We start from the raw sequence: 25,131 nt of genomic DNA, 5'->3' as shown, positions 1-25,131 counted from the left end.
GCCGCACCTGTAGTCCGTACGCCTGCCTTGTCCCACCACCGGGGGAGTTGGAAGTACCTGTGAGTACCCGTACCGAGCGCCCGCTCTCGCTCGCCGCGCCGAGCGACATCGACCGCGCCGCGCACCACCGCCTCGACGAGGCGTGGCTCGCCGCGGCCTGGAGCCACCCCACCACCCGCGTGTTCGTCGTCTCCGGCGGCCAGGTGCTGATCGACGACACCCCCGACGGGGACACCCGCATCGTGATGACCCCGGCCTTCGAGGCCCCGGCCACCGAGACGCACCGCTACTTCCTGGGCACCGACGAGGACGGCGTACGGTACTTCGCGCTGCAGAAGGACTCGCTGCCGGGCCGCATGGACCAGTCGGCCCGCCCCGCCGGCCTGCGCGAGGCCGGACTGCTGCTCGGCCCGCGCGACGCCGGGCTGATGGTGCACGCGGTCGCCCTGGAGAACTGGCAGCGGATGCACCGCTTCTGCTCCCGCTGCGGCGAGCGCACGGTCGTCGCGGCCGCCGGACACATCCGCCGCTGCCCGGGCTGCGGCGCCGAGCACTACCCGCGCACCGACCCGGCCGTGATCATGCTGGTCACGGACGAGCAGGACCGCGCGCTGCTCGGCCGCCAGGTGCACTGGCCCGAGGGCCGCTTCTCGACGCTGGCCGGCTTCGTGGAGCCGGGCGAGTCCATCGAGCAGTCCGTCGTCCGCGAGGTGTGGGAGGAGGCGGGCGTCAAGGTCGGCGAGGTCGAGTACGTGGCCAGCCAGCCGTGGCCCTTCCCGTACAGCCTGATGCTCGGCTTCACGGCCCGCGCCACCACCTCGGAGATCAACGTGGACGGCGAGGAGATCCAGGAGGCCCGCTGGTTCTCCCGCGAGGAGCTGCGCCGCGCCTTCGAGACGGGCGAGGTGCTGCCTCCGTCGGGCATCTCCATCGCGGCGCGCCTCGTCGAGCTCTGGTACGGAGAGCCGCTGCCGAAGTCGGCGGCGTGAGCTTCGTCGCTCCGTAACGTTCGTCACAGCAGAAGGCCCCCGCCGAGGCGGGGGCCTTTCTGGTGAGCGCCTGCGTCCGGAGCCAGGTGCTCAGACCGCGAGGGCCTGCTTGACCTGGGCCAGGCTCGGGTTCGTCATGACGGACTCGCTGCCCGCGGCGGACTTCACCAGCACGGTGGGAACGGTCTGGTTGCCGCCGTTCGCCTTCTCCACGAACGCCGCGGACGCCGGGTCGAGCTCGATGTTGATCTCGTTGTACGCGATGCCTTCCCGGTCCAGCTGGGTCTTCAGCCGACGGCAGTAGCCGCACCAGGTCGTGCTGTACATCGTGACGGTGCCCGTGTCCTGCATGCTGCGCTCTCTTTCGTGAAGGCTTGGTGGTTCGAGGTCCGAGTACTCGAACGTACGGGACCACGCCGCCATTCCCAGCCCTCCGGCCCCTCGTACGTTAAGTACGACGGATCACTGCCGCCTGTGGACAAGTTTCCCGCCCGACCCACGAGACCTGGCAGCATTGCGGGGTGACAGCAGCAACGCACTCCCCATCCTTCCCCGCCTCCGCCGACTCCCCGGACTCGGCCGACGCGGTGCTCCTGGGCCTGGACCCGGAGCAGCGCGAGGTCGCCACGACCCTGCGCGGGCCGGTGTGCGTGCTGGCCGGCGCCGGTACGGGCAAGACCCGCGCGATCACCCACCGGATCGCGTACGGCGTCCAGTCCGGCCAGCTGATGCCCGCCAGCGTGCTCGCGGTCACCTTCACCAACCGCGCCGCCGGGGAGATGCGCGGCCGCCTGCGCACCCTCGGTGCGGGCGGGGTCCAGGCCCGCACCTTCCACTCCGCGGCCCTGCGCCAGCTCCAGTACTTCTGGCCCAAGGCGGTCGGCGGGGACGTGCCCCGGCTGCTGGAGCGCAAGATCCAGCTCGTCGCCGAGGCGGGCGCGCGCTGCCGCATCCGCCTCGACCGGGGCGAGCTGCGCGACGTCACCGGGGAGATCGAGTGGGCCAAGGTCACCCAGACGGTGCCCGCCGACTATCCGGCGGCCGCCCTCAAGTCGGGCCGCGAGGCCCCCCGGGACCTGGCCGAGATCGCCCAGATCTACGGCACGTACGAGCAGCTCAAGCGCGACCGCTCCATGATCGACTTCGAGGACGTGCTGCTCCTGACGGTCGGCATCCTCCAGGACCGGCACGACATCGCCGAGCAGATCCGCGCCCAGTACCAGCACTTCGTGGTCGACGAGTACCAGGACGTCAGCCCCCTCCAGCAGCGCCTGCTGGACCTCTGGCTCGGCGAGCGCGACAGCCTCTGCGTCGTCGGCGACGCCAGCCAGACCATCTACTCCTTCACCGGAGCCACCCCCGACCACCTGCTGAACTTCCGCAACCGCTACCCGCAGGCCACCGTGGTCAAGCTGGTCCGCGACTACCGCTCCACCCCCCAGGTGGTCCACCTCGCCAACGGGCTGCTGAAGCAGGCCAGGGGCCGGGCCGCCGAGCACCGCCTGGAGCTGGTCTCGCAGCGCGACACCGGCCCCGACCCGGTCTACGCCGAGTACCCGGACGAGCCGGCCGAGGCCGAGGGCGTCGCCCACCGGATCCGGGACCTGATCGCGGCCGGCGTCCCGGCCGGCGAGATCGCCGTCCTCTACCGCATCAACGCCCAGTCCGAGGTCTACGAGCAGGCCCTCGCCGACGCCGGGGTCCCCTACCAGCTGCGCGGAGCCGAGCGGTTCTTCGAGCGCCAGGAGGTCCAGAAGGCGATCCTCGCGCTGCGCGGAGCCGCCCGCTCCGGGGGCAACGACCCACTCCTCGACGACGTCGTGGAACTGGGCTCCCAGGTCCGCGCCGTGCTCAGCTCCACCGGCTGGACCGCAGAGCCGCCCGCCGGCTCCGGCGCCGTCCGCGACCAGTGGGAATCGCTGGCCGCCCTGGTCCGCCTCGCCGAGGACTTCGCCCGCTCCCGCCCCGGAGCCAACCTCGCGGACCTGACGATCGAGCTGGAGGAGCGCAAGGCCGCCCAGCACGCCCCGACCGTCCAGGGCGTCACCCTGGCCTCGCTGCACGCGGCGAAGGGCCTGGAGTGGGACGCCGTGTTCCTCGTGGGCCTCACCGACGGCATGGTGCCGATCACCTACGCCAAGACCGACGAGCAGGTCGAGGAGGAGCGCCGACTGCTCTACGTCGGCGTCACCCGGGCCCGCATGCACCTGACCCTCTCCTGGGCGCTCTCCCGCGCTCCGGGCGGCAGGGCCTCCCGCCGCCCCAGCCGCTTCCTGAACGGCCTGCGGCCGGGCTCCGCGGCCCCCGGAAGCCTGCCCGGCTCCCCGGCCGACCGGGCGGCCCGCAAGCGCGGCCGCCGGGGACCCACCCTGTGCCGGGTGTGCGGCAAGACCCTGACCGAGGCCGGCGAGCTCAAGCTGATGCGCTGCGAAGAGTGCCCGTCCGACATGGACGAAGGACTCTACGAGCGGCTGCGGGACTGGCGCGCGGTCCAGGCGAAGCAGCAAGGACTGCCCGGCTACTGCGTCTTCACGGACAAGACGCTGATGGCGATCGCCGAGGCCTCGCCGGCCGAGCCGGGGGAGCTCTCGATGATCTCCGGAGTGGGCGCCCGCAAGTTGGACCGGTACGGAGCCGATGTGCTGGCCATCTGTGCAGGTCGAGACCCTGAGGACACGGATCCTGACGACGCGTAGAAACTCGTCGGAAAAATAGTTTGCACATGCCCAGCGAAGACCCATAGGTTCTTAGCAACGGAAACGGTGGCTTCTCCGAAGCCCTGGATCCGTGCTGTACTTATCCGAATACGCATGGGACGGGCCCCCGGGCCAGGTCCCCGAGACGCCGAGAGGAGGCGAGACCAGTGACCAGCTTCATGACCTTCACCAAAATGACCGATCGCTCGGTCGACGCTTCCTGCCTGCTCGGTTCCGTCTCCCTCCTGGGTACCGCTGTGTCCGCGATTTCCGCCGACCGGCGCGCCCTGCTGGCGACCCTTCCGGTCAGTGAGCGCAATGAGCGACCGATCAAGGCATCGGCAGCCGTAGCAGTGGAAGCCCAGGCGCATGGCGCCTATGGCCCCGCGGCCGCAGCCGGTGCCGGATCCCAGAAGCAGACGACGAAGCAGCAGCACCACCTGATGTGGGCCTTCCGTGGGCTCGAACCCTGGAGTGATCCAGCCTGATCGAAAGATCAGGCCGGCGCCTTCAGGGCCGCGGAACCCCACCCGGGATCCGCGGCCCTTCTGTTTGTCCCCGAACGGGGACGACGGAGCGAAGGGGCCTCGGGACTGGCAGAACCAGGACCAGCCGAGACCGGCCGACCGGCCGGAACGACTAGCCGACAAGACGAGGAAGAAAACACCGTGCAACTCGAAGCGCACGCCCCGTCCGTATCGCAGACCCAGACTCTCTCCCCGCCCGCAGTCCCGGAGGACTCCACCTTGACCCCGCTCACCGCGCTCACCGCGCTCGACGACGCCATCGAGAACCTCGGCGTCCCGGTTCCCTGCCGCACCTTCGACCCCGAGGTCTTCTTCGCCGAGTCCCCGGCGGACGTCGAGTACGCGAAGTCCCTCTGCCGTACCTGCCCGCTCGTCGAGGCCTGCCTCGCCGGAGCGGCCGAGCGCCGCGAGCCCTGGGGCGTCTGGGGCGGAGAGCTCTTCGTCCAGGGTGTCGTCGTCGCCCGCAAGCGTCCCCGTGGCCGTCCGCGCAAGAACCCGGTTGCAGCGGCATGACCGCCATCGGAACCATCGACCGCCCCCTGACGCACGACCCCCTGAAGCAGGCCCTCATGTCCCCCCACGCCACCACGAGCGAGCAGCCGCACGGCGCCGCCCACGCAGACTTCATCACCGCAGGCGCGATCACCTCGCGTCAGAACAGGACCCGCGAAATGCAACTCATCCCAGAAGCCCTGGCCCGTGCCCATATGGACGACCGCATGCGTGAGGTGGACGCCGAGCGTCTCGCCGTGCGCCTGGTCGCCGCCCGCCGCATGCAGCGGCGAGCCGAGCGCGTGTCGCTGCGCGCCCGCCGCGCGCTGGCCATGGCCGTCATGCACTAAGAGCCGAAGACAGAACCACCGGGGGGACCGGTCCGAAGGGACCGGTCCCCCCGGTGCGTTGCGCAGGCGTCCACCCCGTACGGGGATATCGTCTGTAGGTGGACCAGCCGACTCCCCGCTCCACCCAGCCGGGATCAGAGGCCCAGCCCGTCGTCTGCGCGCGCTGCGGCACACAGTCTCCGGGCGGACCCCCGCCCACTTGGACCTGTTCGGTGGAGAACGGGACCAGAGAGTACTTCTGCGTCGAGTGCGCGCGAGCCAACCTCCGCGCGATCGAGGGCAGGCTCGACTCCTCCTGGTGGTGACCGCCCTACGAGCTCACTCCTCGGAAGCGAACCCCGGCAGCCAGGTGTCCAGTTCCTCGCGCAGCCGCACCGTCGCGCCCAGCTGACACAGCACCCCGATGGTGCTCAGCGTGACCCGGTGGATCAGCAGGTACGAGGGCGGCAGATTGATCTGCCGGCCCAACTGGTGTGCGGGGGAGCGGGGATCGGCGATCCGCGCCGCCTGGCCGCGCAGCCATGGCCGGGTGAAGGTGAACTCCTCGGCCTCGGCGGGCTCGAGCATCGGCTTCAGGTAGTCCAGCACCGCATCGGGGTCCAGTTCCACGGACTCCTTCACGAAGCCCTCCCCGCACAGGTGCCCGTAGACCGCCTCGGCGTCATCGTCCAGGGCCGTCCGCAGCGACCGGCCGATGGGCTTGGGCCAGCCCCCGGGCAGCCGGTCGACCGTGCCGAAGTCCAGGACGCCCAGCCGCATCCGGCCGTCCACCCCCGGGATCAGGCGGAAATTGCCCGGGTGCGGGTCGGCGTGCAGCAGACCGGTGCGCGCGGGACCGGAGAAGAGGAACCGGGCCAGCAGCTGCCCGGCGCGGTCGCGCTCCTCCTCGGTGCCGTCGGCGATGACCTCCGAGAGCGGGGTCCCCTCCATCCACTCGGTCACCAGCACCTGGTCGCCCTGGTGCACGACGTCCGGCACGACCACGTCCGGATCGTCGACGAAGGCGTCCGCGTGAGTCCGCTGCGCCTCCGCCTCCAGCTCGTAGTCGAGCTCTTCGGAGACCCGGTCGCGCAACTCCTTGATCAGCGGCTTGATCTCCATGCCGGGGACCAGCGGACCCAGCAGCCCCGCGAACCGGCCCAGCTGCTTCAGGTCCGACAGCAGCGCCTCACCCGCCCCCGGGTACTGGACCTTGACCGCCACCGCGCGGCCGTCGTGCCACACCGCGCGGTGCACCTGGCCGATCGAGGCGGCCGCGGCCGGCTTGTCCTCGAACTCCTCGAACAGCTCCCGCCAGTCCGCGCCGAGCCGGTCCGCCAGCACCTGGTGCACTGTGGCCGCGGGCAGCGGCGGGGCCGCTTCCTGAAGCTTGGTCAGCGCCGCCCGATAGGGCCCCGCGACCTCCTCGGGCAGGGCCGACTCGAAGACCGACAGGGCCTGCCCGAGCTTCATGGCACCGCCCTTCAGCTCCCCGAGCGTGCGGAACAACTGCTCGGCGGTGCGCTGTTGGAGCTCGCGCGCCACGATCTCCGCCGACTTGCCGCCGATCCGCTTGGTCAGCCCCCACGTGGCCCGACCGGCGAAGCCGAGCGGCAGCGCGGCCAGCTTGGCGGTGCGGGTGACCGCCTTCCGGGGAAGATCAGACATGAGCCCCTCCATTTCCCAGACAGCTGCGCCGCAAGCGGCGGTTGAGGACGGCTCCTCCGGCCCGACAGACCACACGCATCCTGTCATGGCCCTCCCGGCCGGTCCGATCCCGATCCTCCTCCGGCGTACTCCAGCGCCGCTGGACGGCCCGCGCTCGCCCCGCAGGGGCAGTCCGGGTGCGGGTGCACCGGGTCCGCCTCCCAGTGCAGAGCGGGCAGGGCGGCCTCCCAGCGGGAGCCGGTGCTGGCGGGGAGTTCGCCGTCGAGGAAGGACAGCGCATGGGCCGCGGCCAGGCCGGCCACCGCCGTGGACAGGCCCAGGTCGCAGGCCGCGCCCTGGCGCCGGCGGTGCGCCGATCTCCACTGCACCAGCATCCTCGGCCAGGCGGGATCCCGGTCCACGCGGTCGCGTTCCATGCACCCGGAGCAGGCCGTGGCCCCGGGCAGCACCAGCGGCCCCACCAGCCCGGTGCCCTCCAGCACCCCCGCGAACAGGTGCGGGACGCCGGTGGCGACCCAGCCGGCCGAGGTCTCCGGATCCGGGGCCCAGGCCCCCAGCCCGTCCCGGGGCGCGATCACCACCAGGGCCAGCCCGGGCTCCGGCCCCTCGCGCTCCCCGGCCCTCGGGGCGGGGCCCGGGGCCGACTCGCGCACCGCCCTCCCGCCCGCCTCGGCCCGCAACCGGCCCACGCTGCCCGGGCCGAGCCCGCCCGGAGCCACGTCCGCCGGCTCCACCCGGCCGCCGTCGAGGACCTCGACCCGGCCCACACCGGCGCCCGCCAGGACCGAGGCGATCACCCCGCCCACCCGGCCGCTCCCGCGCACCTGGACCCGTATCACCCGGCGCGCGGCCACACCCCGCAAGTCCCCGCCCGGCTCCGGGCGGACCAGGGAGAGCGAGCCCAGATCGGGCCCGAGCCGCTCCAGGGCCTCCGGCCGCTTGCGCACGGCCTGCGCCCGCGGACCGCCCGCCGTCGCATCGTCGATCAACCCGGCCCCGGCCAGCCGCCGCACCACCTCGTCCGCCTGCCCGTCCGGCAGCCCCATCGCCGCGGCCTCGGCGCGCAGCAGCTCCATCCCCCGCGTCCCGTCGATCCGGTCGATCAGCGCGCCCGTCGCCGTGTCCACCGGCCCCAGCACCACAGCGTGCGCCGGCGTCACCCCGAACTGCACCGTCTGCAGATCCCGCCAGGCCCGCGCCAATGCCGGCTTCACTTTCGGGTACATCGCCGCCCCCTCTCCGTGTGACTCGTCCGCTACTGAGAGTAGCGATCGACGGGAAGGTGCCCGGATCGCCTGTGGACAACTTCGATGGGAGCAGGTCAGGGGCGCGCGGCCCCGGCTGCGGTCACCGGCGTCGCCGAGCACGACGAGCCCTTTCAGGTGGTGCCGTCGTGGCGGGGAGTACTCCCCTCACTCGTGTGCGCCCGATAGTCAATTGTCGCGGGCAGCCACATTCCGCCCAGTGGCCGTCGTCGAATTCCGGGCGGGAATTTGTCCATGGGTGAGGGGTATTCGGCATATGGGGTGAAGAAAAGGGGCGTTCGGAGTACCCGCCGAGAATCGATCATGTTCGAAGCCTGGACGCGCGGGACTTCCGCGACGGCTACCGGGTACCGTCGTGGCGTGTCCGCCGACCCTTCGCAGCGCGCCGTCGAAGTCCGCCGGAGCGCGCGCCGCCGCAGGACCGTATCCGCCTACCGCGAGGGTGACCGTACGGTCGTCCTCATCCCTGCCCGGATGTCCGAGGCCGAGGAGCGGCGTTGGGTGGGCGTCATGCTCGACAAGCTGGCCGCCCAGGAGAGCAAACGAACCTTCGGGGACGCGGAACTCGGCGAGCGCGCCGCGCGTCTGTCCGAGCAGTACTTCGGCGGCCGCGCACGCCCCCGCTCGGTCCGCTGGGTCACCAACCAGAACACCCGCTGGGGCTCCTGCACCCCGGCCGAGGGCAGCATCCGGCTCTCGAACCGGCTCCAGGGGATGCCGGAGTACGTCCTCGACTACGTGCTCCTGCACGAGCTCGCCCACCTCCTGGTCCCCGGCCACGGCCCCCGCTTCTGGGAGCTGCTGGAGGCCTACCCGAGGACCGAGCGCGCCCGCGGGTACCTGGAGGGCGTGGTCGCGGCCGAGCGGCTGCCGAAGGTCCCCGTCGCCCGCGAGGAATAGACCGGGACCCGCGGTAACGCAGCGTGATATGTACCGGGTCGGTACCGACTTGGCCGGATGTCGGCAGTTGCCGTTAGCCTGAGCGGCACGTATTCACAGTCGGGATGGGGGACGGTCGTTACGTATGGCCAGGGAATTCCAACGCGGCCACAAGGCCAAGATCAGTGATCTGACGGCGGGCACGGATCTGTATGTAGGCGTCCAGATCGCCGGACCGGGACTCGCCTTCGACATCAGCTGCTTCGGCCTCGATGCCAATGAACAGCTGTCGGACGACCGCTACTTCGTGTTCTTCAACCAGCCGAAGTCGCCGGAGGAGTCCATCCAGCAGCTCGGCGCACAGTCCGGTGACACGGAATCCTTCCGGGTGACACTGGACCGCATTCCGGCGAACATCCACAAGCTGTCCTTCACCGCCACCATCGACGGCGCCGGACAGATGTCCCAGGTAGGCCCGGGCTACATCCGGATCGTGGCGGGCGGCGAAGAGGTCGTCCGGTACGCGTTCAACGGCTCGGAGTTCACCACCGAGCGGGCCGTCATGCTCGGTGACTTCTACCTGAAGGACGTCTGGCGCTTCGCCGCCGTCGGCCAGGGCTTCGACGGCGGACTCGACGCGCTGCTGAAGAACTTCGGCGGCGAGGTCGCCGAGGAGCAGCAGCCGGCGCAGCAGCAGGTCCCGGCCCAGGCACCGGCACCCGCCTTCGGCGCCCCGGCCCCGCAGGCGCACGCCCCGCAGGCCCCGGCCCCCGCGCCCTCCTTCGGCGCGCCCGCCCAGGCCCCGCAGGCGCCCGCCCCGCAGCAGCCGCAGGCGTACCCGCAGCACAGCGCGCCCACCATGGCCGCGCCGATGGCTCCGGCGCCCGCGGCACCGCCCGCGTACGGCCAGCCGCCGCAGCAGCAGCCCGGCTACGGCCAGGTCCCCCCGCCCGCCCAGGCACCCGCTCCCTACGGGCAGCAGCCCCAGCCCGGATACGGCCAGGTCCCGGGCCAGGTCCCCGGGCAGCAGCCCCCGGCGTTCGGCCAGCAGCCGCCCGCCTACGGCCAGCAGCCCGGCTACCCGCAGGCGGCCCCGGCCGCGGCGGCACCGGGCCTCGCCGCCGCCCTCCAGCCGTACAAGGAAGCCCCCACGGGCAGCCGCTGGACCCCGCAGAACCAGCAGCTCATGCGCGTCGACCTCGCGATGGGCGGCCAGGCCGTCCTCGCCCGCCAGGGCAGCATGGTCCTATATCAGGGCAAGGTCGACTTCAGCTACAAGGGAGCGGGCTTCGCCGGCCGCATCGTCGGCAACGCCACCGGCCAGGAGATGCAGCTCATGCGCTGCACCGGCCGCGGCCAGGTCTTCCTCGCGGAGGACGGCGCCCACCTGCACGCCATCGAGCTGCAGGGCGACGGGATCTGCGTCTCCGCCGAGAACGTGCTCGCCTTCGACGAGTCGCTCCAGCACGAGGTCCGCCGCATAGAGGGCCACGGCATCCCCGGCGGCGCCCTGTTCACCATGCAGTTCCAGGGCACGGGCACGGTGATCGTCAAGACGCACGGCGTCCCGGTCGTCCTCCCCGTCACCCCGACCACCTTCGCGGACAGCAACGCCATCGTGGCGTGGTCCTCCGCCGCGCAGGTGATCCTGTCCAGCCAGGTCCGGCTCCGGCGCAACGCCTACCCCGGCCACAGCGGGGAGACCGTGAACCTCCAGTTCCGCGGCGCTCCCGGCAACTTCATCGTCGTCCAGCCGTACGAGGTCTGAGGGAGCCCGACATGAACGCAATGAACCAGCAGCTCGCGGGCTTCGCCCCGACCCCCGTCACGGCCCGCATGGAGAACCACGGCCGGGCCATGCTCAAGGTCGCCATGCAGAGCGGCCAGGACCTCTACGCCCGCACCGGCTCGATGGTCGCCTACGAGGGCTTCGTCCAGTACGAGCCCAACCCGCCTGCCGTCCGCCAGATGGCCTCCCAGTGGGTCACGGGCGAAGGCGCACCGCTCATGAAGTGCACCGGTGACGGCCTGCTCTACCTCGCCGACTACGGCGCCGACGTCGTCGTCATCAACCTCAACAACGACTCGCTCTCCGTCAACGGCACCAACCTGCTCGCCTTCGACGCGCACCTCCAGTGGGGCGTCGAGCGGGTCAAGGGCCTCGCCAAGTTCGCGGGTCAGGGCCTGTTCAACGTGGAGGTCGCGGGCACCGGCTGGGTCGCCCTCACCTCCCGCGGCACCCCGATCGTGGTCGAGTCCGGGCGCGGCGAGGACGAGACGTACGTCGACCCCGACGCGCTCGTCGCCTGGTCGCCGAACCTCAAGGTCAAGGGCAAGCGGAGCTTCAAGGCCTCGTCGATGCTCGGCCGGGGCAGCGGGGAGGCCTACCAGATGGCCTTCTCCGGCCAGGGCATCATCGTCGTACAGCCCAGCGAGGACAGCACCGACCGGCTCCGGGTCCGGGGCTGAGGGGGAGCGGACACATCATGCAGAGCGCACTTTTCGCCCACACCGAGGCGCAGTCCCAGGAGCGGTACACCGTCCAGAACCCGCAGCTGCTGCGGGTCTCGCTGACCGGCACCGATGACGTACTCGCCCGCAAGGGCGCGATGGTCGCCTACCAGGGCCTCATCGACTTCGACGGCGAGTACCAGTCGACCAACCAGCGCAACGCCCGCAGCCGCACCGGCGAGGGCCTGGACCTCATGCGCTGCTCCGGGCAGGGCACGGTCTACCTCGCCAACATGGCGCAGTACGTACACCTGGTGGACGTGGACCAGGAGGGCCTCACGGTCGACAGCAGCTACGTCCTCGCCCTGGACTCCACCCTGCACACCGAGGTCATCGCGGTGGACAGCCAGTACGGGATCTCCGGCTCCGGCAAGTACCAGCTCAACATCACCGGTCGCGGCAAGGTCGCGCTGATGACCTCCGGGCAGCCGCTCGCGATGCACGTCACGCCCGACAAGTACGTCAACGTCGACGCGGACGCCATCGTGGCCTGGTCCACCGGGCTGCGCGTGCAGATGCAGGCCCAGACCCACTCCAGCGGTGTCTGGCGGCGCCGCGGCAACACCGGCGAGGGCTGGGAGCTCAGCTTCCTCGGCACCGGCATGGCGCTGGTCCAGCCCAGCGAGGCGATGCCGCCGCAGAACGCACAGGTCGGACAGGGCGCCGCCGCCCAGTTCGGCATGGGCCAGCACGGCGCCCACGGGCAGAACCAGAACAACGCCTGGAACTAGCCGTTCCGAGAGGCACGACGAAGGGGCGGCCCCGCAAGGGGCCGCCCCTTCGGCACGTCGCCGGCCGGCTCGGCGGGCGGCTCTGGGCCGCCCGACCGTCGGCTCAGCCGCCGAGCCGCGCCAAGGTCGCCTCCAGCAGCCGTACGACCGAGGTGTCGGCCACCGCCGCCACCTCCTCGTACGGGAACCAGCGCAGGTCCAGGGACTCGTCGCTGATCTCCGCCACCGCACCGGCCGGGGCCAGCGCCGCGTACTGCACGTCCAGGTGCCAGTTGCACGGCGCCGGGATCGGATGCCGGTCCAGCCGCACCGGCCCGCCGGGCAGCAGGCTCAGCCCCGACGCGATGCCCGACTCCTCGACGGCCTCGCGCAGCGCCACCCCGGCGAGCGTCTCGTCACCGGGCTCGCAGTGGCCGCCCATCTGGAGCCACATGCCCAGCTTCTTGTGCAGGGTCAGCAGTACGCGGCCGCGCACCGGGTCGATCACCAGGGCGCTGCCGGTGACGTGCCCGGCCCGGCAGGGCTTGTAGACCCCGTCCCCGTGGGCCGCGAGGTGCTCCAGGTAGACGTCACGCAGCTCGGGCTGGTCCTCGTAGCCCTTCAGTACGAGGACCGCGTCGTGGTGCAGGTTCACTTCTTCTCTTCGCCGTCCTTACCGGTGCCGCCGTCTTCCCCGCGCTTCTCGGCGGCCTCGCCGAGCATCTTGTCGATCTCCGAGAAGTCCAGCTGCTCGCGGTGCACGAACCCGTCCGGGTCGTCCAGGTCGGAGGCGGTCGGCAGCATGTCCGGGTGCTCCCACAGCCCGTCGCGGCCGTCCACCCCGCGCGCGTCCGTGAGCGAGGCCCACAGCCGCGAGGCGTCGCGCAGCCGGCGCGGACGCAGCTCCAGACCGATCAGCGTCGCGAAGGTCTGCTCCGCCGGTCCGCCCGAGGCGCGCCGCCGGCGCATGGTCTCGCGCATCGCGTCGGCCGAGGTCAGCCGGGGCTTGGCCGCCTCGTGCACCACCGCGTCCACCCAGCCCTCGACCAGCGCGAGCGCCGTCTCCAGGCGGGCCAGCGCGGCCTTCTGCTCGGGGGTGTCCTGCGGCTGGAACATGCCGCCCTGGAGCGCTTCCTGCAGCTGCTCCGGATTCGACGGGTCCAGCTGGCCGACGACGTCCTCCAGCTTGGAGGTGTCGACCTTGATGCCGCGGGCGTAGCCCTCGACCGCGCCGAACAGGTGCGAGCGCAGCCACGGCACGTGCGCGAACAGCCGCGCGTGCGCCGCCTCGCGCAGGGCCAGGTACAGCCGTACCTCTTCCGAGGGGACGCCCAGGTCCTTGCCGAAGGTCTCGATGTTCAGCGGCAGCAGCGCGGCCTTCCCGGCCGGGCCCAGCGGCAGCCCGATGTCGGTGGAGCCGACGACCTCGCCCGCGAGCACGCCCACGGCCTGGCCGATCTGCTGGCCGAACATGGCGCCGCCCATGGAACGCATCATCCCGAGCAGCGGGCCCGCCATGGCCTGCATCTCCTCGGGCAGCACGCTGCCCATGGCCGCGCCCACGCGCTCGGCGACCGGGTCCACGAGCTCCTTCCACACCGGGAGGGTGGCCTCGACCCACTCGGCACGGCTCCACGCCACGGCCGTCGTGGCGCCGGAGGGCAGCGAGGTCACGCCGTCCAGCCAGTGGTCTGCGAGGCGCACGGCCTCCTCGACGGCGGACTTCTCGGCGATGCCGACGCTCGTGTCCTTCACGCCGTCCGAGGTGCCCTGCGCGACGGTCTGGCGGGCGATGTCCTTGGCCATGTCCCAGTTCACGGGACCGCCCTCGTAGCTCAGCATCTGGCCGAGCTGCTGGAAGGCCGCGCCCAGGTCGTTCGGGTTCATCGAACCGAACATCGCGGCGAACGGATTGTCCGCGCCACCGGGACCGCCCGCGCCGCCCGGCAGGCCCATGCCGGGGAACCCGAAGGGATTCGCGGGGCCGCCCTGACCGCCCTGGTTGCCCTTCTTCTTGCCTTCGTCGCCGTTGTCCGGCTCCTCCGGCGGAAGGCCGAATCCGAATGGGGTGTCGCTCACGGGTTTCCTCGGCTCGTAGGGCCGCCGGCGGGAGCCGACGGGCAATGGTCCGACAACACCACCCAGCGTAGACACCAGAGCCGCTTGCGGGCTCGGTGCTCCGCCGACTCCTGGGCTGCGGCAGGATGGACATCACCTGGTAGGTACGCGTCACGGCGCGTCCCTACTGAAGACAACCGCTGGAGACGCCTGGTGAGTTCCCCGGATCCGCAGTCGGATAAGCACAGCCGCGCGCCGCACGACGCCGAAATCCGCCCCGAGTACGGCGAGAGCGTCCCCGGTGTTCGCCAGCCGCGTAACCCGGCCCTGCGGGGCCCGGTGATCGCGGTGACCGGCGCCGCGACCGGGGTGGGTGCCGCCCTGGTGACCCGCCTGGCGGCGTCCGACGAGGTCAAGCAGGTCGTCGCCATCGACGAGCGGCGGGGCGACTGCGCGTCCGCGCAGTGGCACGTCCTGGACGTTCGGGACCCGGCCATCGCCGAGAAGCTGCGCGGCGCGGACGTGGTGGTCCACCTCGCGCTGGACCTCGACCTGGAGACGGACCCGGCGGCCCGTACGGCGTACAACGTGCGCGGGACCCAGACCGTACTGACGGCCGCCGCGGCGGCCGGGGTGCACCGGGTCGTGCTGTGCACCTCGGCGATGGTCTACGGCGCGCTGCCGGACAACGACATCCCCCTCTCGGAGGACTCCGAGCTGCGGGCCACCGCCGAGGCGACCGGCGTCGGCGACCTGCTGGAGATCGAGCGGCTCGGGCGCCGGGCGCCGCGGGCGCACCCCGGGCTCAACGTGACCGTGGTCCGCCCGGCGGTGCTGGTCGGCGGCACGGACACCGCGCTGACCCGCTACTTCGAGTCCCCGCGCCTGCTGGTGGTGGCCGGCTCCCGGCCGACCTGGCAGTTCTGCCACGTGGAGGACCTGGTCAGCGCCCTGGAGTACGCGGCGCTGGAGAAGGTCGAGGGCGAACTCGCGGTCGGCTGCGAGGGCTGGCTGGAGCAGGAGGAGGTCGAGGAGCTCAGCGGGATCCGCCGCATGGAGCTCCCGTCGGCGGTCGCTCTGGGCGCGGCGGCGCGGCTGCACCGCATCGGCCTGACGCCGTCCCCGGCGGGGGACCTGGCCTACACGATGCACCCGTGGGTGGTCAGCGTCAGCGGGCTGCACGCGGCGGGATGGCGGCCGCGGTGGACCAACGAGGAGGTGCTGGCCGAGCTCCTCCAGGAGGTCTCGGGCCGCCACACCGTCGCGGGGCGGCGGCTGGGGCGCAAGGACGCCGCCACTGCCGCGGGCGCGGCGGGTGCGACGGTGGCCCTGCTGGGCGCCGCAGCCGCGGTCCGGCGGGCCCGGAGGCGGCGCGGGATCTAGCCCCGAAACGGTCGGGTGCGGCGCCGTTGCCGGGGCGCTGCCCCGGACCCCGCGCCTCAAACGCCGGCGAGGCTGAATACGCTCCCGGTGACGCCGCTGCGGGGGCTGCCCTGGCGAGGCTGGATCTGCCCCCCTGGCGGGGCTGGATCCGCCTCCCACCAGGGGGTTTCTGTAGGAGGCTCCCAAGGTCGGGGGCGGGGGACGGGCGATTCGGCTATTCCGCCGGGTCGGCGGCTAGGGCACGATGGACGGTATGGCACCGCACTTCGATCACCCCGGCGAGCAGGCCGGCTCGGACCCCATCCGGCTGCTCGCGATCCGTGAAACGCCGCTCTCGATCGACGAGGTCTTCCAGGCCGTCGGCGACGACGCGACCGGTGGCACGACGCTGTTCGTCGGCACGGTGCGCGATCACGACGGCGGCGCGGACGTCGATTCGCTCGGCTACTCCTGCCACCCCACCGCCGAGGCCGAGATGCGCCGCATCGCCGAGCGCGTCGTGGCGAAGTACCCGGTCCGCGCCCTGGCGGCCGTGCACCGCGTCGGCGACCTGGCCGTCGGCGACCTGGCGGTCGTCGTGGCCGTGTCCTGCCCGCACCGGGGCGAGGCCTTCGAGGCCTGCCGGATGCTGATCGACGACCTCAAGCACGAGGTCCCGATCTGGAAGCACCAAACGTTCGCCGACGGCTCGGAGGAGTGGGTCGGCGCCTGCTAGGGCCGTCTAACCCCCCGGTCGGAAGGGTGCCCCCGGAAGGGGGTAGCCTCGCACCCGTTCGGCCGCGCAACACGCCCTCGATTTGCGTAACCACCCCACGGGCACGAGCGTTGAAGCCACCAACGACACGTACTTCGGGGTAGGGAGGCACGCCCATGGCGTCTCTGGCGTGGTTGCTGATTCCGCTGTTCGCCGCGATCGGCGCGGGGATATGGGGCAGCTGGGCGGCACGCGACCGTACACAAGGCGACATATCCGAGCTCGCCGGCTACGCGCGGTTCCGCGAAGCCATGGGCAAGGCCGATCAGGCCCGGGTGAAGGCGGACGCACACTCCGGTTCCGACGCCGTCTGACGCGTCCCGCGAGTCGTCCCCCGAGCGGCCCCAGAGCCCTCCCGTGCCCCTCCCGAGCCGTCTCCGGGTCGCTCGGTGAGAATCCGCTGAGAGTTGCGCGTACGGGCCCCGTACGGACCGGCCCCGGGGGCCTCTTGTCAGGGGCGTCCCGTACTGTCGGATCCATGCCACGCCGCACCGCGACGATGCTCGCCTCCACCCTCGTGCTGTTCGCGCTGCTCTGCGCAGGGGTGTTCATCAAGGTCCCGTACTCGGAGATGAGCCCCGGACCGACCGTGAACACGCTCGGGGACTCGCACGGCGAGCCCGTCCTCAACATCTCGGGGCGCACGACGTACCCGACCAGCGGTCACCTCAACATGACGACCGTCCGGGTCACCGGCGCGGACTACGACATGAACCTGCTGGAAGCGGTCTACGGGTGGCTGGCCGACGACAACATCGTCGTGCCGCACGAGAACCTCTACCCGGACGGCAAGACGGACGAGCAGTCCACCCAGGAGAACGCCGAGGAGTTCAGCCAGTCGCAGCAGAGCGCCAAGGTGGCGGCCCTGAAGCAGCTCGGCATCCCGGTCTCCGCCCGGGTGATCGTCGCCTCCGTGGTGAAGGACAGCCCCTCCGAGGGCAAGCTGCACGCCGGCGACGTGATCAAGGCCGTGGACGGCACCCCCGTCACCGCGCCCGAGGACGTGGCCAAGTTCGTCACCAAGCACAAGGCCGGCGAGCCGGTCGAGTTCACCATCGTGCCCGCCGCGGAAGCGGCCGAGGCGGCGAAGACGAACCGCGAGCCCACCGGCACCACCAAGGTCGTCATCACGTCCGGCAAGGCGAAGGAAGACGGTCACGCCATCGTCGGCATCCGGGCCGGTACCGACCACACCTTCCCGTTCACGATCGACATCAAGCTGGCCGACGTCGGCGGCCCGAGCGCCGGCCTGATGTTCGCCCTCGGCATCGTCGACAAGCTGACCCCGGAGGACCTGACCGGCGGCAAGTTCGTCGCGGGCACCGGCACCATCGACGACGCGGGGAAGGTCGGCCCGATCGGCGGCATCCAGATGAAGACCATCGGGGCCCGCCAGGCCGGCGCCGAGTACTTCCTGACGCCCGCCGAGAACTGCGCGTCGGCCGCCAGGAACGCACCCGACGGCCTGACCCTGGTGAAGGTCTCCACCATCGAGGACGCCACGAAGTCGCTGGAGAAGATCCGCGCGGGGGACACGGCCGGGCTGCCGCAGTGCGGCGCCAAGCCCTGACCCCCGCGCAGGTCGGCCGGTCGGCCGGTCAGCCGGTCCCGGCTACGAGAAGGTCGCCGCCAGGGCCTCCGCCAGCCCGGGCACCAGCCCGCCGCCGGTGAGGACCTCCGTCGAGGAGTCCTTCTCCCGCAGTCGTACGGCCGACTCGCGCGAGCCGTCGCGCAGGACGGCCACCGTGAGGCGGACCTCCTGCCGCTCCGGGTGACCGGCGACCCACTTCGAGAGCTGCTTGTCGTTCAGCCCCTCCGGTACGGAGGCCTCCGCGGACGGCGGCAGCATCAGCCGCTCCACGGTCAGCGCGCAGCCGACGACCGCGTCCGGCCAGGCCACGGTGCCCAGGAACTTGTCGAGAGGGGTCCCGGCCGGCAGCTTGTCCTGCTCGATGGGGGTGAGGGAGGTCTTGCCGGCGTCGTCCTGGTCGAGGCCGAGCTGGCCCGCCAGGCGCGGCTCCTGCTTCTTGAGCTTGGCGGTGTCGACGAGGGCGAACAGCCGCGCGGGCTGGTCCCAGCCGAGGCCGGCGGCGTACTCGTCGATCTCGAGGCAGGCGCGGGTCAGCGGGCTGGCCGCCATCGGCGTGCCGGGGGAAGGCGAAAGGTTGGACATGGACAACATCCTGCCTCCTTTCCACCTGATACCGGGAACTGACAAAGGCCTCAGTAAGTTGCATGAGTAGGGCTCTAGGATCGGGTGCCCGTTCAATACCAGACTCAGCGACTTTCGAGGTGCGCACCTTGGCTTTCCAGATGCCGGACCGCGGCGGAGGCCCTTCGGGGCCACGGATGAGAGTCGGCCGCCCGTCCCGGCGAGCCCGCACTCTCCTCATGACCTTGGGCGTGCTGGCCGTCCTGGCCATGCTCTTCATCATGTTCGCGGGCTTCTGGACGGACTGGCTCTGGTTCCGTTCCGTGAAGTACTCCACGGTCTTCACCACCACCCTGTGGACCAAGATCGGCCTGTTCGGCGTCTTCGGACTGCTGATGGCGGGCGCCGTGGGCTTCAACATCTGGCTGGCGCACCGGCTGCGGCCGCCGCTCAGCGCGATGTCGATGGAGCAGCAGAGCCTCGACCGCTACCGGATGAGCATCGCCCCGTACAAGAAGTGGCTGCTCCTCGGCATCGCCGTGCTCGTCGGCCTGATCGCCGGCGCCTCGGCGGCCGGCCAGTGGAAGACCTGGCTCATGTACGTGAACGGGGTGGCCTTCGGTACGAAGGACCCCCAGTTCCACATGGACGTGTCCTTCTACACCTTCGACCTGCCCTGGTACCGCTTCCTGCTCGGCTTCGGCTTCGCCGCGGCCGTGCTGTCGGTGATCGCCGCGGCCGTCGTGCACTACCTGTACGGCGGACTGCGCGTGACCAGCCCGGGCGCCCGGGCCACCGCCGCGGCGACCGGGCACCTGTCGGTGCTGCTCGGCCTCTTCGTCACCCTCAAGGCGATCGCGTACTGGCTCGACCGGTACGGGCTCGCCGTGAAGTCCAGCGACTTCAAGGCGGCGGACAACTGGACGGGCCTGCGGTACGTCGACGCGAACGCGTACCTGCCGGCGAAGACGATCCTCGTCGCCATCGCCGCGATCTGCGCCCTGCTGTTCTTCGCGACGCTGTGGCGCCGCACCTGGCAGCTGCCGGTCATCGGCTTCGGCCTGATGGTGCTCTCGGCGATCCTGATCGGCGGGCTCTACCCGGCGATCGTGCAGAAGTTCCAGGTCCAGCCGAACGAGCAGGCCAAGGAATCCCCGTACGTCCAGAAGAACATCAAGGCCACGCGCGACGCCTACGGGATCGCCGGCTCCGAGGTCACGGACTACCCGGGCACCCCGCAGACGCAGGACCGCACCAAGCTGCGCCCGGCCGCCGACAGCACCGCCAGCATCCGGCTCCTGGACCCGAACATCGTGTCGCCCGCGTTCCAGCAGCTCCAGCAGGTCAAGGGCTACTACGCGTTCCCGTCCACGCTCGCCGTGGACCGCTACAGCGGCCAGGACACGGTCATCGGGCTGCGCGAGCTGAACATCGGCGGCATCCCGAAGAACAACTGGATCAACGACCACTTCAAGTACACGCACGGCTACGGCGTGGTCGCGGCCAAGGGCACCACCGTCGGCGACCAGGGCGCCCCCGACTTCACCCAGTCCGACCTGCCCTCCAAGGGGATGTTCGGCACGGACTTCGAGCAGCGCATCTACTACGGCGAGCAGACGAAGCAGTACTCGATCGTCGGCGGGCCGCAGAAGGAGCTCGACTACTCGGACGACAACGGTGAGAAGGAGACGAGCTACAAGGGCGACTCCGGCGTCAACCTCGACAACCCGGTCAACCGGGCCGCGTACGCGCTGACCTTCAGCGAGCCGCAGATCCTCTACTCGGGGGCCATCGGCGAGGGTTCCCGGATCCTCTACAACCGCACCCCGAAGGACCGCGTCGAGGCCGTCGCCCCGTGGCTGACCATCGACGGCGCGCCCTACCCGGCCGTCATCGACAAGCGGGTCGTCTGGATCGTCGACGCGTACACGACCACCAACGGCTACCCGTACGCCTCGCGCACCACGCTGGGCCAGAGCACCGCGGACTCGCTGACCAACAAGCAGCGCGCGGTGGTGGCCCAGGAGAACCAGGTCAACTACATCCGCAACTCGGTGAAGGCCACCGTCGACGCGTACGACGGCACGGTCAGCCTGTACCAGTGGGACACCGAGGACCCGGTCCTGAAGACCTGGATGAAGGCGTTCCCCGGCACGGTCAAGTCCAAGAGCGACATCGCCAAGCCGCTCATGGACCACCTGCGCTACCCGCAGGACCTCTTCAAGGTCCAGCGCGAGCTGCTGACCCGCTACCACGTCACCGACCCGCAGACCTTCCTCAGCGGCAGTGAGGCGTGGGCGGTCCCGGACGACCCGACGACCAAGGCCGGTACGGCTGTTCCGCCGTACTACCTGTCGATGAAGATGCCGGGCCAGAAGGAGAAGGACCAGGTCTTCTCGCTCACGACGACGTTCACTCCGAACGAGCGGCCCAACCTGAGTGCCTTCATGGCGGTCAACGCCGATCCGGGCACTCCGGACTACGGCAAGATCAGAATCCTGAAGATGCCGACGAGCAAGCCGCCGGACGGCCCCGGACAGGTGCAGAGCAAGTTCCAGTCCGAACCGAAGATCGCCGAATCCATCCGCCTGCTGCGCGGTGGTGACTCGGAGATCGAGTACGGCAACCTGCTCGCGGTGCCGCTCGACGGGGGCATGCTCTACGTCGAGCCGGTGTACGTCCGCAGCTCCGGTCTGAAGTACCCGCTGCTGCGCAAGGTGCTCGTGACCTACGGCGGCCAGACGGCCTTCGAGGACACGCTGGAGAAGGCGCTGAACGTGGTCTTCGGGGCGGAGGCTCCGACCACGCCGGTCCCGCCGAACCAGCCGCCGGGCGACGGCACCATCACGCCGCCGGCCATCCAGGACCCGACGGTCAAGGCGGCGCTCACCGATGCGCAGAAGGCGATCGACGACGCGGAGAAGGCCAGGCAGGCCGGCGACTGGGCGGCCTTCGGCAAGGCGCAGGAGGAGATCGAGGCGGCGCTGAAGCGGGCGATCGACGCGGAGGCGAAGCTGACGGCACCCAAGCCGGCGGGCTAGCGACACAGTGGTAATGGCTCTGTCCCGCGTCGTGATACTGTGGTTTCACCGACGCGGGGTGGAGCAGCTCGGTAGCTCGCTGGGCTCATAACCCAGAGGTCGCAGGTTCAAATCCTGTCCCCGCTACTGAAAACGAAGGCCCGGATCCCATGGATCCGGGCCTTCGTCATGTCCGGGATATGCCCCGGAAATGTACGGGGATGGACACGCGGTAGCTGGGGCGGGTGAGTTGGGGCAGGACCGTGTTTGACTTAGCCATCTGTGGGCATGTCGACAAAACGCTGTAGTGACCTCACTGGCTGCGACATACCAGGTGTACGCGGGTAGCAGGTGATGCGACGATGGGATTTATGGGGGACAGGTCAACTCTGCTGGAGACAGGGCGGTTTGCGAGGGCGGAAGCCGAACCGGGCACAGAGGCCGAGGGGGCGGCTCCGGCCGCCGACGCGCAGACCGCACTGACCGATGCGGACTTCTTGGACAAGCACGGCGCGGAGGACGTGTTCGGCGAGGGCGACCCCGCCAGCGACGCCGAGCTGGAGGCCCGGCACCGGGTCGCCGCCGACAAGGGTGACCCCGGCGCCATGAGCGTGCTCGGGGCGCTGCTGCTGCGCCGTGGCGACCTCGACGGGGCCGAGCCCTACCTGCGCGGTGCCACCGGCGAAGGGGACCGTGCCGCCGCGAACAACCTCGGAGTACTGCTGCACCAGCGGGGCTACCCGGACGAGGCCGCCGGCTGGTGGCGGGTCGCCGCCGTGGCCGGATCCGCGCCGGCCGCGCACGCCCTCGGCCGCCACTTCCGCGAGCGCGGCGACGAGCCCGCCGCCGAGTACTGGATGCGCCAGGCGGCGGAATCCGGTCATGCGCTGGGCGCGTACGGACTGGCCGACCTGCTGGAGCACCGCGGGGACAAGGGCGTCGAGCGGTGGTTCCGTGCCGCTGCCGAACAGGGGCACCGCGAGGCCGCCTACCGGCTGGCGAGGCACCTGCGCAAGGGCGACCCCGCGGAGGCCGAGCAGTGGTACCGGCAGGCCGCCGCGCGCGGGCACCGGCGCGCCGCGCTGCACCTGGGCGCGCAGCTGGAGGCCCGCGGGGAGCTCAAGGAGGCCGGCCGCTGGTACCTGACCTCCGCCAAGCAGGGCGAGGCCCGGGCCGCGTGCGCGCTCGGCTTCCTGCTGCGCGACGCCGGCGACGAGGACAGCGCGGCCGCCTGGTGGCACCGTGCCGCGCAGGACGGCGACGGCAACGCCGCGAACGCGCTGGGCGCGCTGCACGCCGCCCGGGGCGAGACCGAGACCGCGGAGCGCTGGTACCGGACCGCCATGGACGCGGGCGACCAAAACGGGGCGTACAACCTTGCTCTGCTGTGCGTGGCACAGGAGCGGACCGCGCAGGCAGAGCAGTGGTACCGGCGCGCGGCCTACGCCGGGCACCGCGAGGCGGCCAACGCGCTGGCGATCCTGCTGCTCCAGGGCGGCGACGCGGCGGGCGCGGAGCCGTGGTTCTCGAAGGCGGCCGAGGCGGGCAGCGTCGACGCCGCCTTCAACCTCGGCATCCTCTTCGCCAGCCGGGACGAGGACCGGACGGCGCTGAAGTGGTACGAGCGGGCGGCGTCGGCCGGCCACACGGACGCGGCGCTCCAGGTCGGGATCGCGCTGGTGCGGGACGGCGAGGAGCGGGCCGCGGAGCGGCACCTGCGGTGCGCGGCGGGCGGCGGCAGCGCGGAGGCTGCCTTCCGGCTGGCCTCACTGCTGGAATCGCTGGCTCCGCCGCCGGAGCCGGTGGCGCTGGGCGAGCCGGTGGGCGGCGCCGCGCGGACCGAGAGCGAGGAGTGGTACGAGCGGGCCGCCGAGCTGGGGCACCGTCGGGCGCAGGTGCGGGTCGGCATGCTGGCGTCCGCCCGCGGTGACGTGGAGGTCGCCGCGCGGTGGTACCGGGAGGCGGCCGAGGCCGGCTCCCGCAACGGGGCCTTCAACCTCGGGCTGCTGCTGGCCCGCGAGGGGAACGAGCCCGAGGCCGCGCTGTGGTGGACCCGGGCCGCCGTGGCCGGCCACGGCCGGGCCGCGCTGCGGCTGGGGCTGCTGGCGGCCCGCCACGGGGACCTCGCGGAGGGCCAGAAGTGGTGCGTCCGGGCCATGGAGCTGGGGCCGGCGGAGGTCTCGGAGCGGGCGGCGCGGTTGCGCGAGGCGCTGGCCGAGGAACTCTCCGCCTGACCCCTGCGGGGGGCTCGGCGGTGGTCTGTGGGTGCGGCGCCGTTGCGGGGGCTCCGCCCCCGGACCCTCCCCCAGCTACCGCTGGGGGACCCCCAGCGCCTCAAACGCCGGCGAGGCTGGGTTTGTCCCCGGCGAGGCTGGATCGTGCGGGGCCGTTAAGCGATTTGCATCTGCTGGGGGGCCTCACGTAAAGTCGTGTTTACCGACGCGGGGTGGAGCAGCTCGGTAGCTCGCTGGGCTCATAACCCAGAGGTCGCAGGTTCAAATCCTGTCCCCGCTACTGAAGGCTAGAAGGCCCGGATCCTCTGGATCCGGGCCTTCGGTCGTTTCCGGTCGCAGAGTGCGAAGAAAGAGGACGGGGCCGGGAGCATCAGCTCCCGGCCCCGTCCTCTTCGTGTTTCAGGCGCCCGCGCAGTTCGGGCAGATGCCGCGGTACGTCACCTCGACCGCCGAGACGACGAAGCCGAAGCGCTCCGTGTCGGGCAGGTCCGAGAGCGGGTTGCCCGCCGGGTGGACGTCGCGGATCGCGCCGCACTGGGCGCAGACCAGGTGCTGGTGCGGCCGGTGGGCGTTCGGGTCGTACCGCTTGGCGCGGCGGTCCGTGGAGACCTCCAGGACTTCGCCGAGCGTGACCAGTTCACCCAGGGTGTTGTACACGGTCGCCCGGGAGATCTCGGGCAGCTTCGACACGGCGCGCGCGTGCACCTCGTCGGCCGTCAGGTGAACGTGGTCACCGTCGAGCACCTCGGCCACGACACGCCGCTGCGCCGTCATGCGCCAGCCGCGTCCGCGAAGTCGTTCCAGCAGGTCACTCATGGACGTCAGCCTAACAGCGAGGGGATTCGGTGTAACTCCCGAAGCGTTTCGGATTTGGACTTCCATTGAACTTGGACAGAATCCAATATGGGAGACGCCGGGCCGGAACCCCCTTCCGAGGGCTCCGGCCCGGCGTCGTCGCGCTAGGCGGAGACCGTGCGCCGCGCCGGTGTCCAGCACCGGATGACGTCGCGTACGGACACGATGCCCACCGGGCCGCCGTGCTCCAGCACGATCAGATGCCGGAAGCCGCCGTGGGTCATCGCCTCCGCGGCCTCCTGCAAGGTGGCGTCCGGGGTGCAGAACACCACGTTGTTGGTGGTGTGCGCGCCCACGGTCTCCCGGTCGGGGTCGTGGCCCGCGCCGATGGAGTTGAGGATGTCGCGCTCGGTCAGGATGCCGATTCCGCTGTGGTCGGGGTCGAGGACGACGGCCGCGCCGACGCGCCGGCCGGACATCAGGCAGGCAGCCTGCCGGAGGGTGTGGGCGGGTCCGAGGGTGAGGATCACGGTGCTCATGGCGTCACGGACGAGCATGAAGAGAGCCACCTCCTGAGGAGAGTCCCGCCGCCTTGGGGGTGCCCCGGAAACTCGACCCGAGACTTGAGAAGAGTTTCACAAAGGCACAAGCGGGGGGACTCTCAGATTC

General features: G+C 71.4%; 23 protein-coding genes and 2 tRNA genes. 17 read left to right on the top strand and 8 right to left on the bottom strand.

The window, feature by feature from the left end; translation table 11 throughout:
- Positions 1-47 precede the first annotated feature (47 nt).
- On the top strand, positions 48-989 hold the full coding sequence (gene nudC / locus OG625_RS12940) for an NAD(+) diphosphatase (protein WP_329379484.1): 942 nt from the start codon (positions 48-50) through the stop codon (positions 987-989).
- A 90-nt stretch (positions 990-1,079) separates the two neighbouring features.
- On the opposite strand, the gene OG625_RS12935 is transcribed toward nudC, so the two are convergent.
- Entirely contained in the window at positions 1,080-1,340 is a 261-nt protein-coding gene (locus OG625_RS12935) for a mycoredoxin (RefSeq protein WP_329379483.1), read from the bottom strand.
- Between the two features lie 110 nt (positions 1,341-1,450).
- On the opposite strand from OG625_RS12935, the gene OG625_RS12930 reads away from it, so the two are divergent.
- The 4 genes from OG625_RS12930 (at position 1,451) to OG625_RS12915 (ending at position 5,054) form a co-directional block, all read left to right on the top strand.
- On the top strand, positions 1,451-3,685 hold the full coding sequence (locus tag OG625_RS12930) for an ATP-dependent DNA helicase UvrD2 (protein ID WP_443067885.1): 2,235 nt from the start codon (positions 1,451-1,453) through the stop codon (positions 3,683-3,685).
- 179 nt (positions 3,686-3,864) lie between these two features.
- Entirely contained in the window at positions 3,865-4,173 is a 309-nt protein-coding gene (locus tag OG625_RS12925) for a hypothetical protein (RefSeq protein ID WP_329390624.1), read from the top strand.
- Positions 4,174-4,353: 180 nt separating this feature from the next.
- Entirely contained in the window at positions 4,354-4,725 is a 372-nt protein-coding gene (locus OG625_RS12920; protein ID WP_329379478.1) for a WhiB family transcriptional regulator, read from the top strand.
- The gene (locus tag OG625_RS12915) at positions 4,722-5,054 is read left to right on the top strand and encodes a hypothetical protein (RefSeq protein ID WP_329379476.1); all 333 of its coding nucleotides are present in this window, start codon (positions 4,722-4,724) and stop codon (positions 5,052-5,054) included. Before OG625_RS12920 ends, OG625_RS12915 begins: the two co-directional genes overlap by 4 nt.
- Positions 5,055-5,372: 318 nt before the next feature.
- On the opposite strand, the gene OG625_RS12905 is transcribed toward OG625_RS12915, so the two are convergent.
- Positions 5,373-6,701: an ABC1 kinase family protein gene (locus OG625_RS12905; RefSeq protein WP_329379471.1), complete on the bottom strand. Its 1,329-nt coding sequence runs from the start codon at positions 6,699-6,701 to the stop codon at positions 5,373-5,375.
- Between the two features lie 83 nt (positions 6,702-6,784).
- Positions 6,785-7,927: a TOMM precursor leader peptide-binding protein gene (locus OG625_RS12900; RefSeq protein WP_329379469.1), complete on the bottom strand. Its 1,143-nt coding sequence runs from the start codon at positions 7,925-7,927 to the stop codon at positions 6,785-6,787.
- A gap of 342 nt (positions 7,928-8,269) precedes the next feature.
- On the opposite strand from OG625_RS12900, the gene OG625_RS12895 reads away from it, so the two are divergent.
- From OG625_RS12895 to OG625_RS12880, 4 genes are all read left to right on the top strand, one after another.
- Positions 8,270-8,866: a M48 metallopeptidase family protein gene (locus tag OG625_RS12895; RefSeq protein ID WP_329379467.1), complete on the top strand. Its 597-nt coding sequence runs from the start codon at positions 8,270-8,272 to the stop codon at positions 8,864-8,866.
- Between the two features lie 124 nt (positions 8,867-8,990).
- The gene (locus OG625_RS12890; protein ID WP_329379465.1) at positions 8,991-10,613 is read left to right on the top strand and encodes a TerD family protein; all 1,623 of its coding nucleotides are present in this window, start codon (positions 8,991-8,993) and stop codon (positions 10,611-10,613) included.
- A gap of 20 nt (positions 10,614-10,633) precedes the next feature.
- Positions 10,634-11,314, top strand: coding sequence for an AIM24 family protein (locus tag OG625_RS12885; protein WP_329390622.1), 681 nt, complete (start codon positions 10,634-10,636; stop codon positions 11,312-11,314).
- A gap of 17 nt (positions 11,315-11,331) precedes the next feature.
- A complete protein-coding gene (locus OG625_RS12880; RefSeq protein ID WP_329379463.1) occupies positions 11,332-12,087 on the top strand; it encodes an AIM24 family protein in 756 nt (251 codons plus the stop codon).
- A 103-nt stretch (positions 12,088-12,190) separates the two neighbouring features.
- Here OG625_RS12880 and OG625_RS12875 read toward each other — a convergent pair whose 3' ends face one another.
- Together OG625_RS12875 and OG625_RS12870 are read right to left on the bottom strand one after the other, a co-directional pair.
- Positions 12,191-12,721, bottom strand: coding sequence for an NUDIX hydrolase (locus OG625_RS12875; RefSeq protein WP_329379461.1), 531 nt, complete (start codon positions 12,719-12,721; stop codon positions 12,191-12,193).
- A complete protein-coding gene (locus OG625_RS12870) occupies positions 12,718-14,145 on the bottom strand; it encodes a zinc-dependent metalloprotease (protein ID WP_329379459.1) in 1,428 nt (475 codons plus the stop codon). The genes OG625_RS12875 and OG625_RS12870 overlap by 4 nt, the downstream gene beginning before the upstream one ends.
- Before the next feature lie 249 nt (positions 14,146-14,394).
- On the opposite strand from OG625_RS12870, the gene OG625_RS12865 reads away from it, so the two are divergent.
- The 4 genes from OG625_RS12865 (at position 14,395) to OG625_RS12850 (ending at position 17,831) form a co-directional block, all read left to right on the top strand.
- Entirely contained in the window at positions 14,395-15,507 is a 1,113-nt protein-coding gene (locus OG625_RS12865; protein ID WP_329390620.1) for an SDR family oxidoreductase, read from the top strand.
- A gap of 253 nt (positions 15,508-15,760) precedes the next feature.
- Positions 15,761-16,222, top strand: coding sequence for a molybdenum cofactor biosynthesis protein MoaE (locus OG625_RS12860; protein WP_329379457.1), 462 nt, complete (start codon positions 15,761-15,763; stop codon positions 16,220-16,222).
- 155 nt (positions 16,223-16,377) lie between these two features.
- Entirely contained in the window at positions 16,378-16,575 is a 198-nt protein-coding gene (locus tag OG625_RS12855; protein ID WP_329379456.1) for a hypothetical protein, read from the top strand.
- 164 nt (positions 16,576-16,739) lie between these two features.
- Positions 16,740-17,831 carry a YlbL family protein gene (locus OG625_RS12850; protein WP_329379454.1) on the top strand — a complete coding sequence of 364 codons (1,092 nt, stop codon included), beginning with the start codon at positions 16,740-16,742 and terminating at the stop codon, positions 17,829-17,831.
- A gap of 42 nt (positions 17,832-17,873) precedes the next feature.
- Here the strand turns inward: OG625_RS12850 and OG625_RS12845 are convergent, their stop codons facing one another.
- Positions 17,874-18,443, bottom strand: a complete 570-nt coding sequence (locus OG625_RS12845; protein ID WP_329379452.1) for a PPA1309 family protein — start codon at positions 18,441-18,443, stop codon at positions 17,874-17,876.
- Between the two features lie 131 nt (positions 18,444-18,574).
- Here OG625_RS12845 and OG625_RS12840 point away from each other — a divergent pair, with 131 nt between their 5' ends.
- The 4 genes from OG625_RS12840 to OG625_RS12825 all read left to right on the top strand — a co-directional run bounded on the left by OG625_RS12840 (position 18,575) and on the right by OG625_RS12825 (position 23,947).
- A complete protein-coding gene (locus OG625_RS12840; RefSeq protein WP_329390618.1) occupies positions 18,575-21,454 on the top strand; it encodes a UPF0182 family membrane protein in 2,880 nt (959 codons plus the stop codon).
- 52 nt (positions 21,455-21,506) lie between these two features.
- Positions 21,507-21,580 (top strand) — tRNA-Met (locus OG625_RS12835).
- A 215-nt stretch (positions 21,581-21,795) separates the two neighbouring features.
- Positions 21,796-23,667, top strand: coding sequence for a tetratricopeptide repeat protein (locus tag OG625_RS12830; RefSeq protein ID WP_329379450.1), 1,872 nt, complete (start codon positions 21,796-21,798; stop codon positions 23,665-23,667).
- Between the two features lie 206 nt (positions 23,668-23,873).
- Positions 23,874-23,947, top strand: a tRNA-Met gene (locus tag OG625_RS12825).
- Positions 23,948-24,066: 119 nt separating this feature from the next.
- Here the strand turns inward: OG625_RS12825 and OG625_RS12820 are convergent.
- Positions 24,067-24,483, bottom strand: a complete 417-nt coding sequence (locus tag OG625_RS12820) for a Fur family transcriptional regulator (RefSeq protein ID WP_329379448.1) — start codon at positions 24,481-24,483, stop codon at positions 24,067-24,069.
- Between the two features lie 143 nt (positions 24,484-24,626).
- Complete coding sequence (locus OG625_RS12815; RefSeq protein WP_329379446.1) at positions 24,627-25,019, bottom strand: CBS domain-containing protein; 393 nt, start codon at positions 25,017-25,019, stop codon at positions 24,627-24,629.
- Positions 25,020-25,131 lie beyond the last annotated feature (112 nt).

The sequence above is a fragment of the Streptomyces sp. NBC_01351 genome, from assembly GCF_036237315.1.
GTDB lineage: Bacteria > Actinomycetota > Actinomycetes > Streptomycetales > Streptomycetaceae > Streptomyces.
This window is presented reverse-complemented; position numbering and strand designations above follow the sequence as displayed.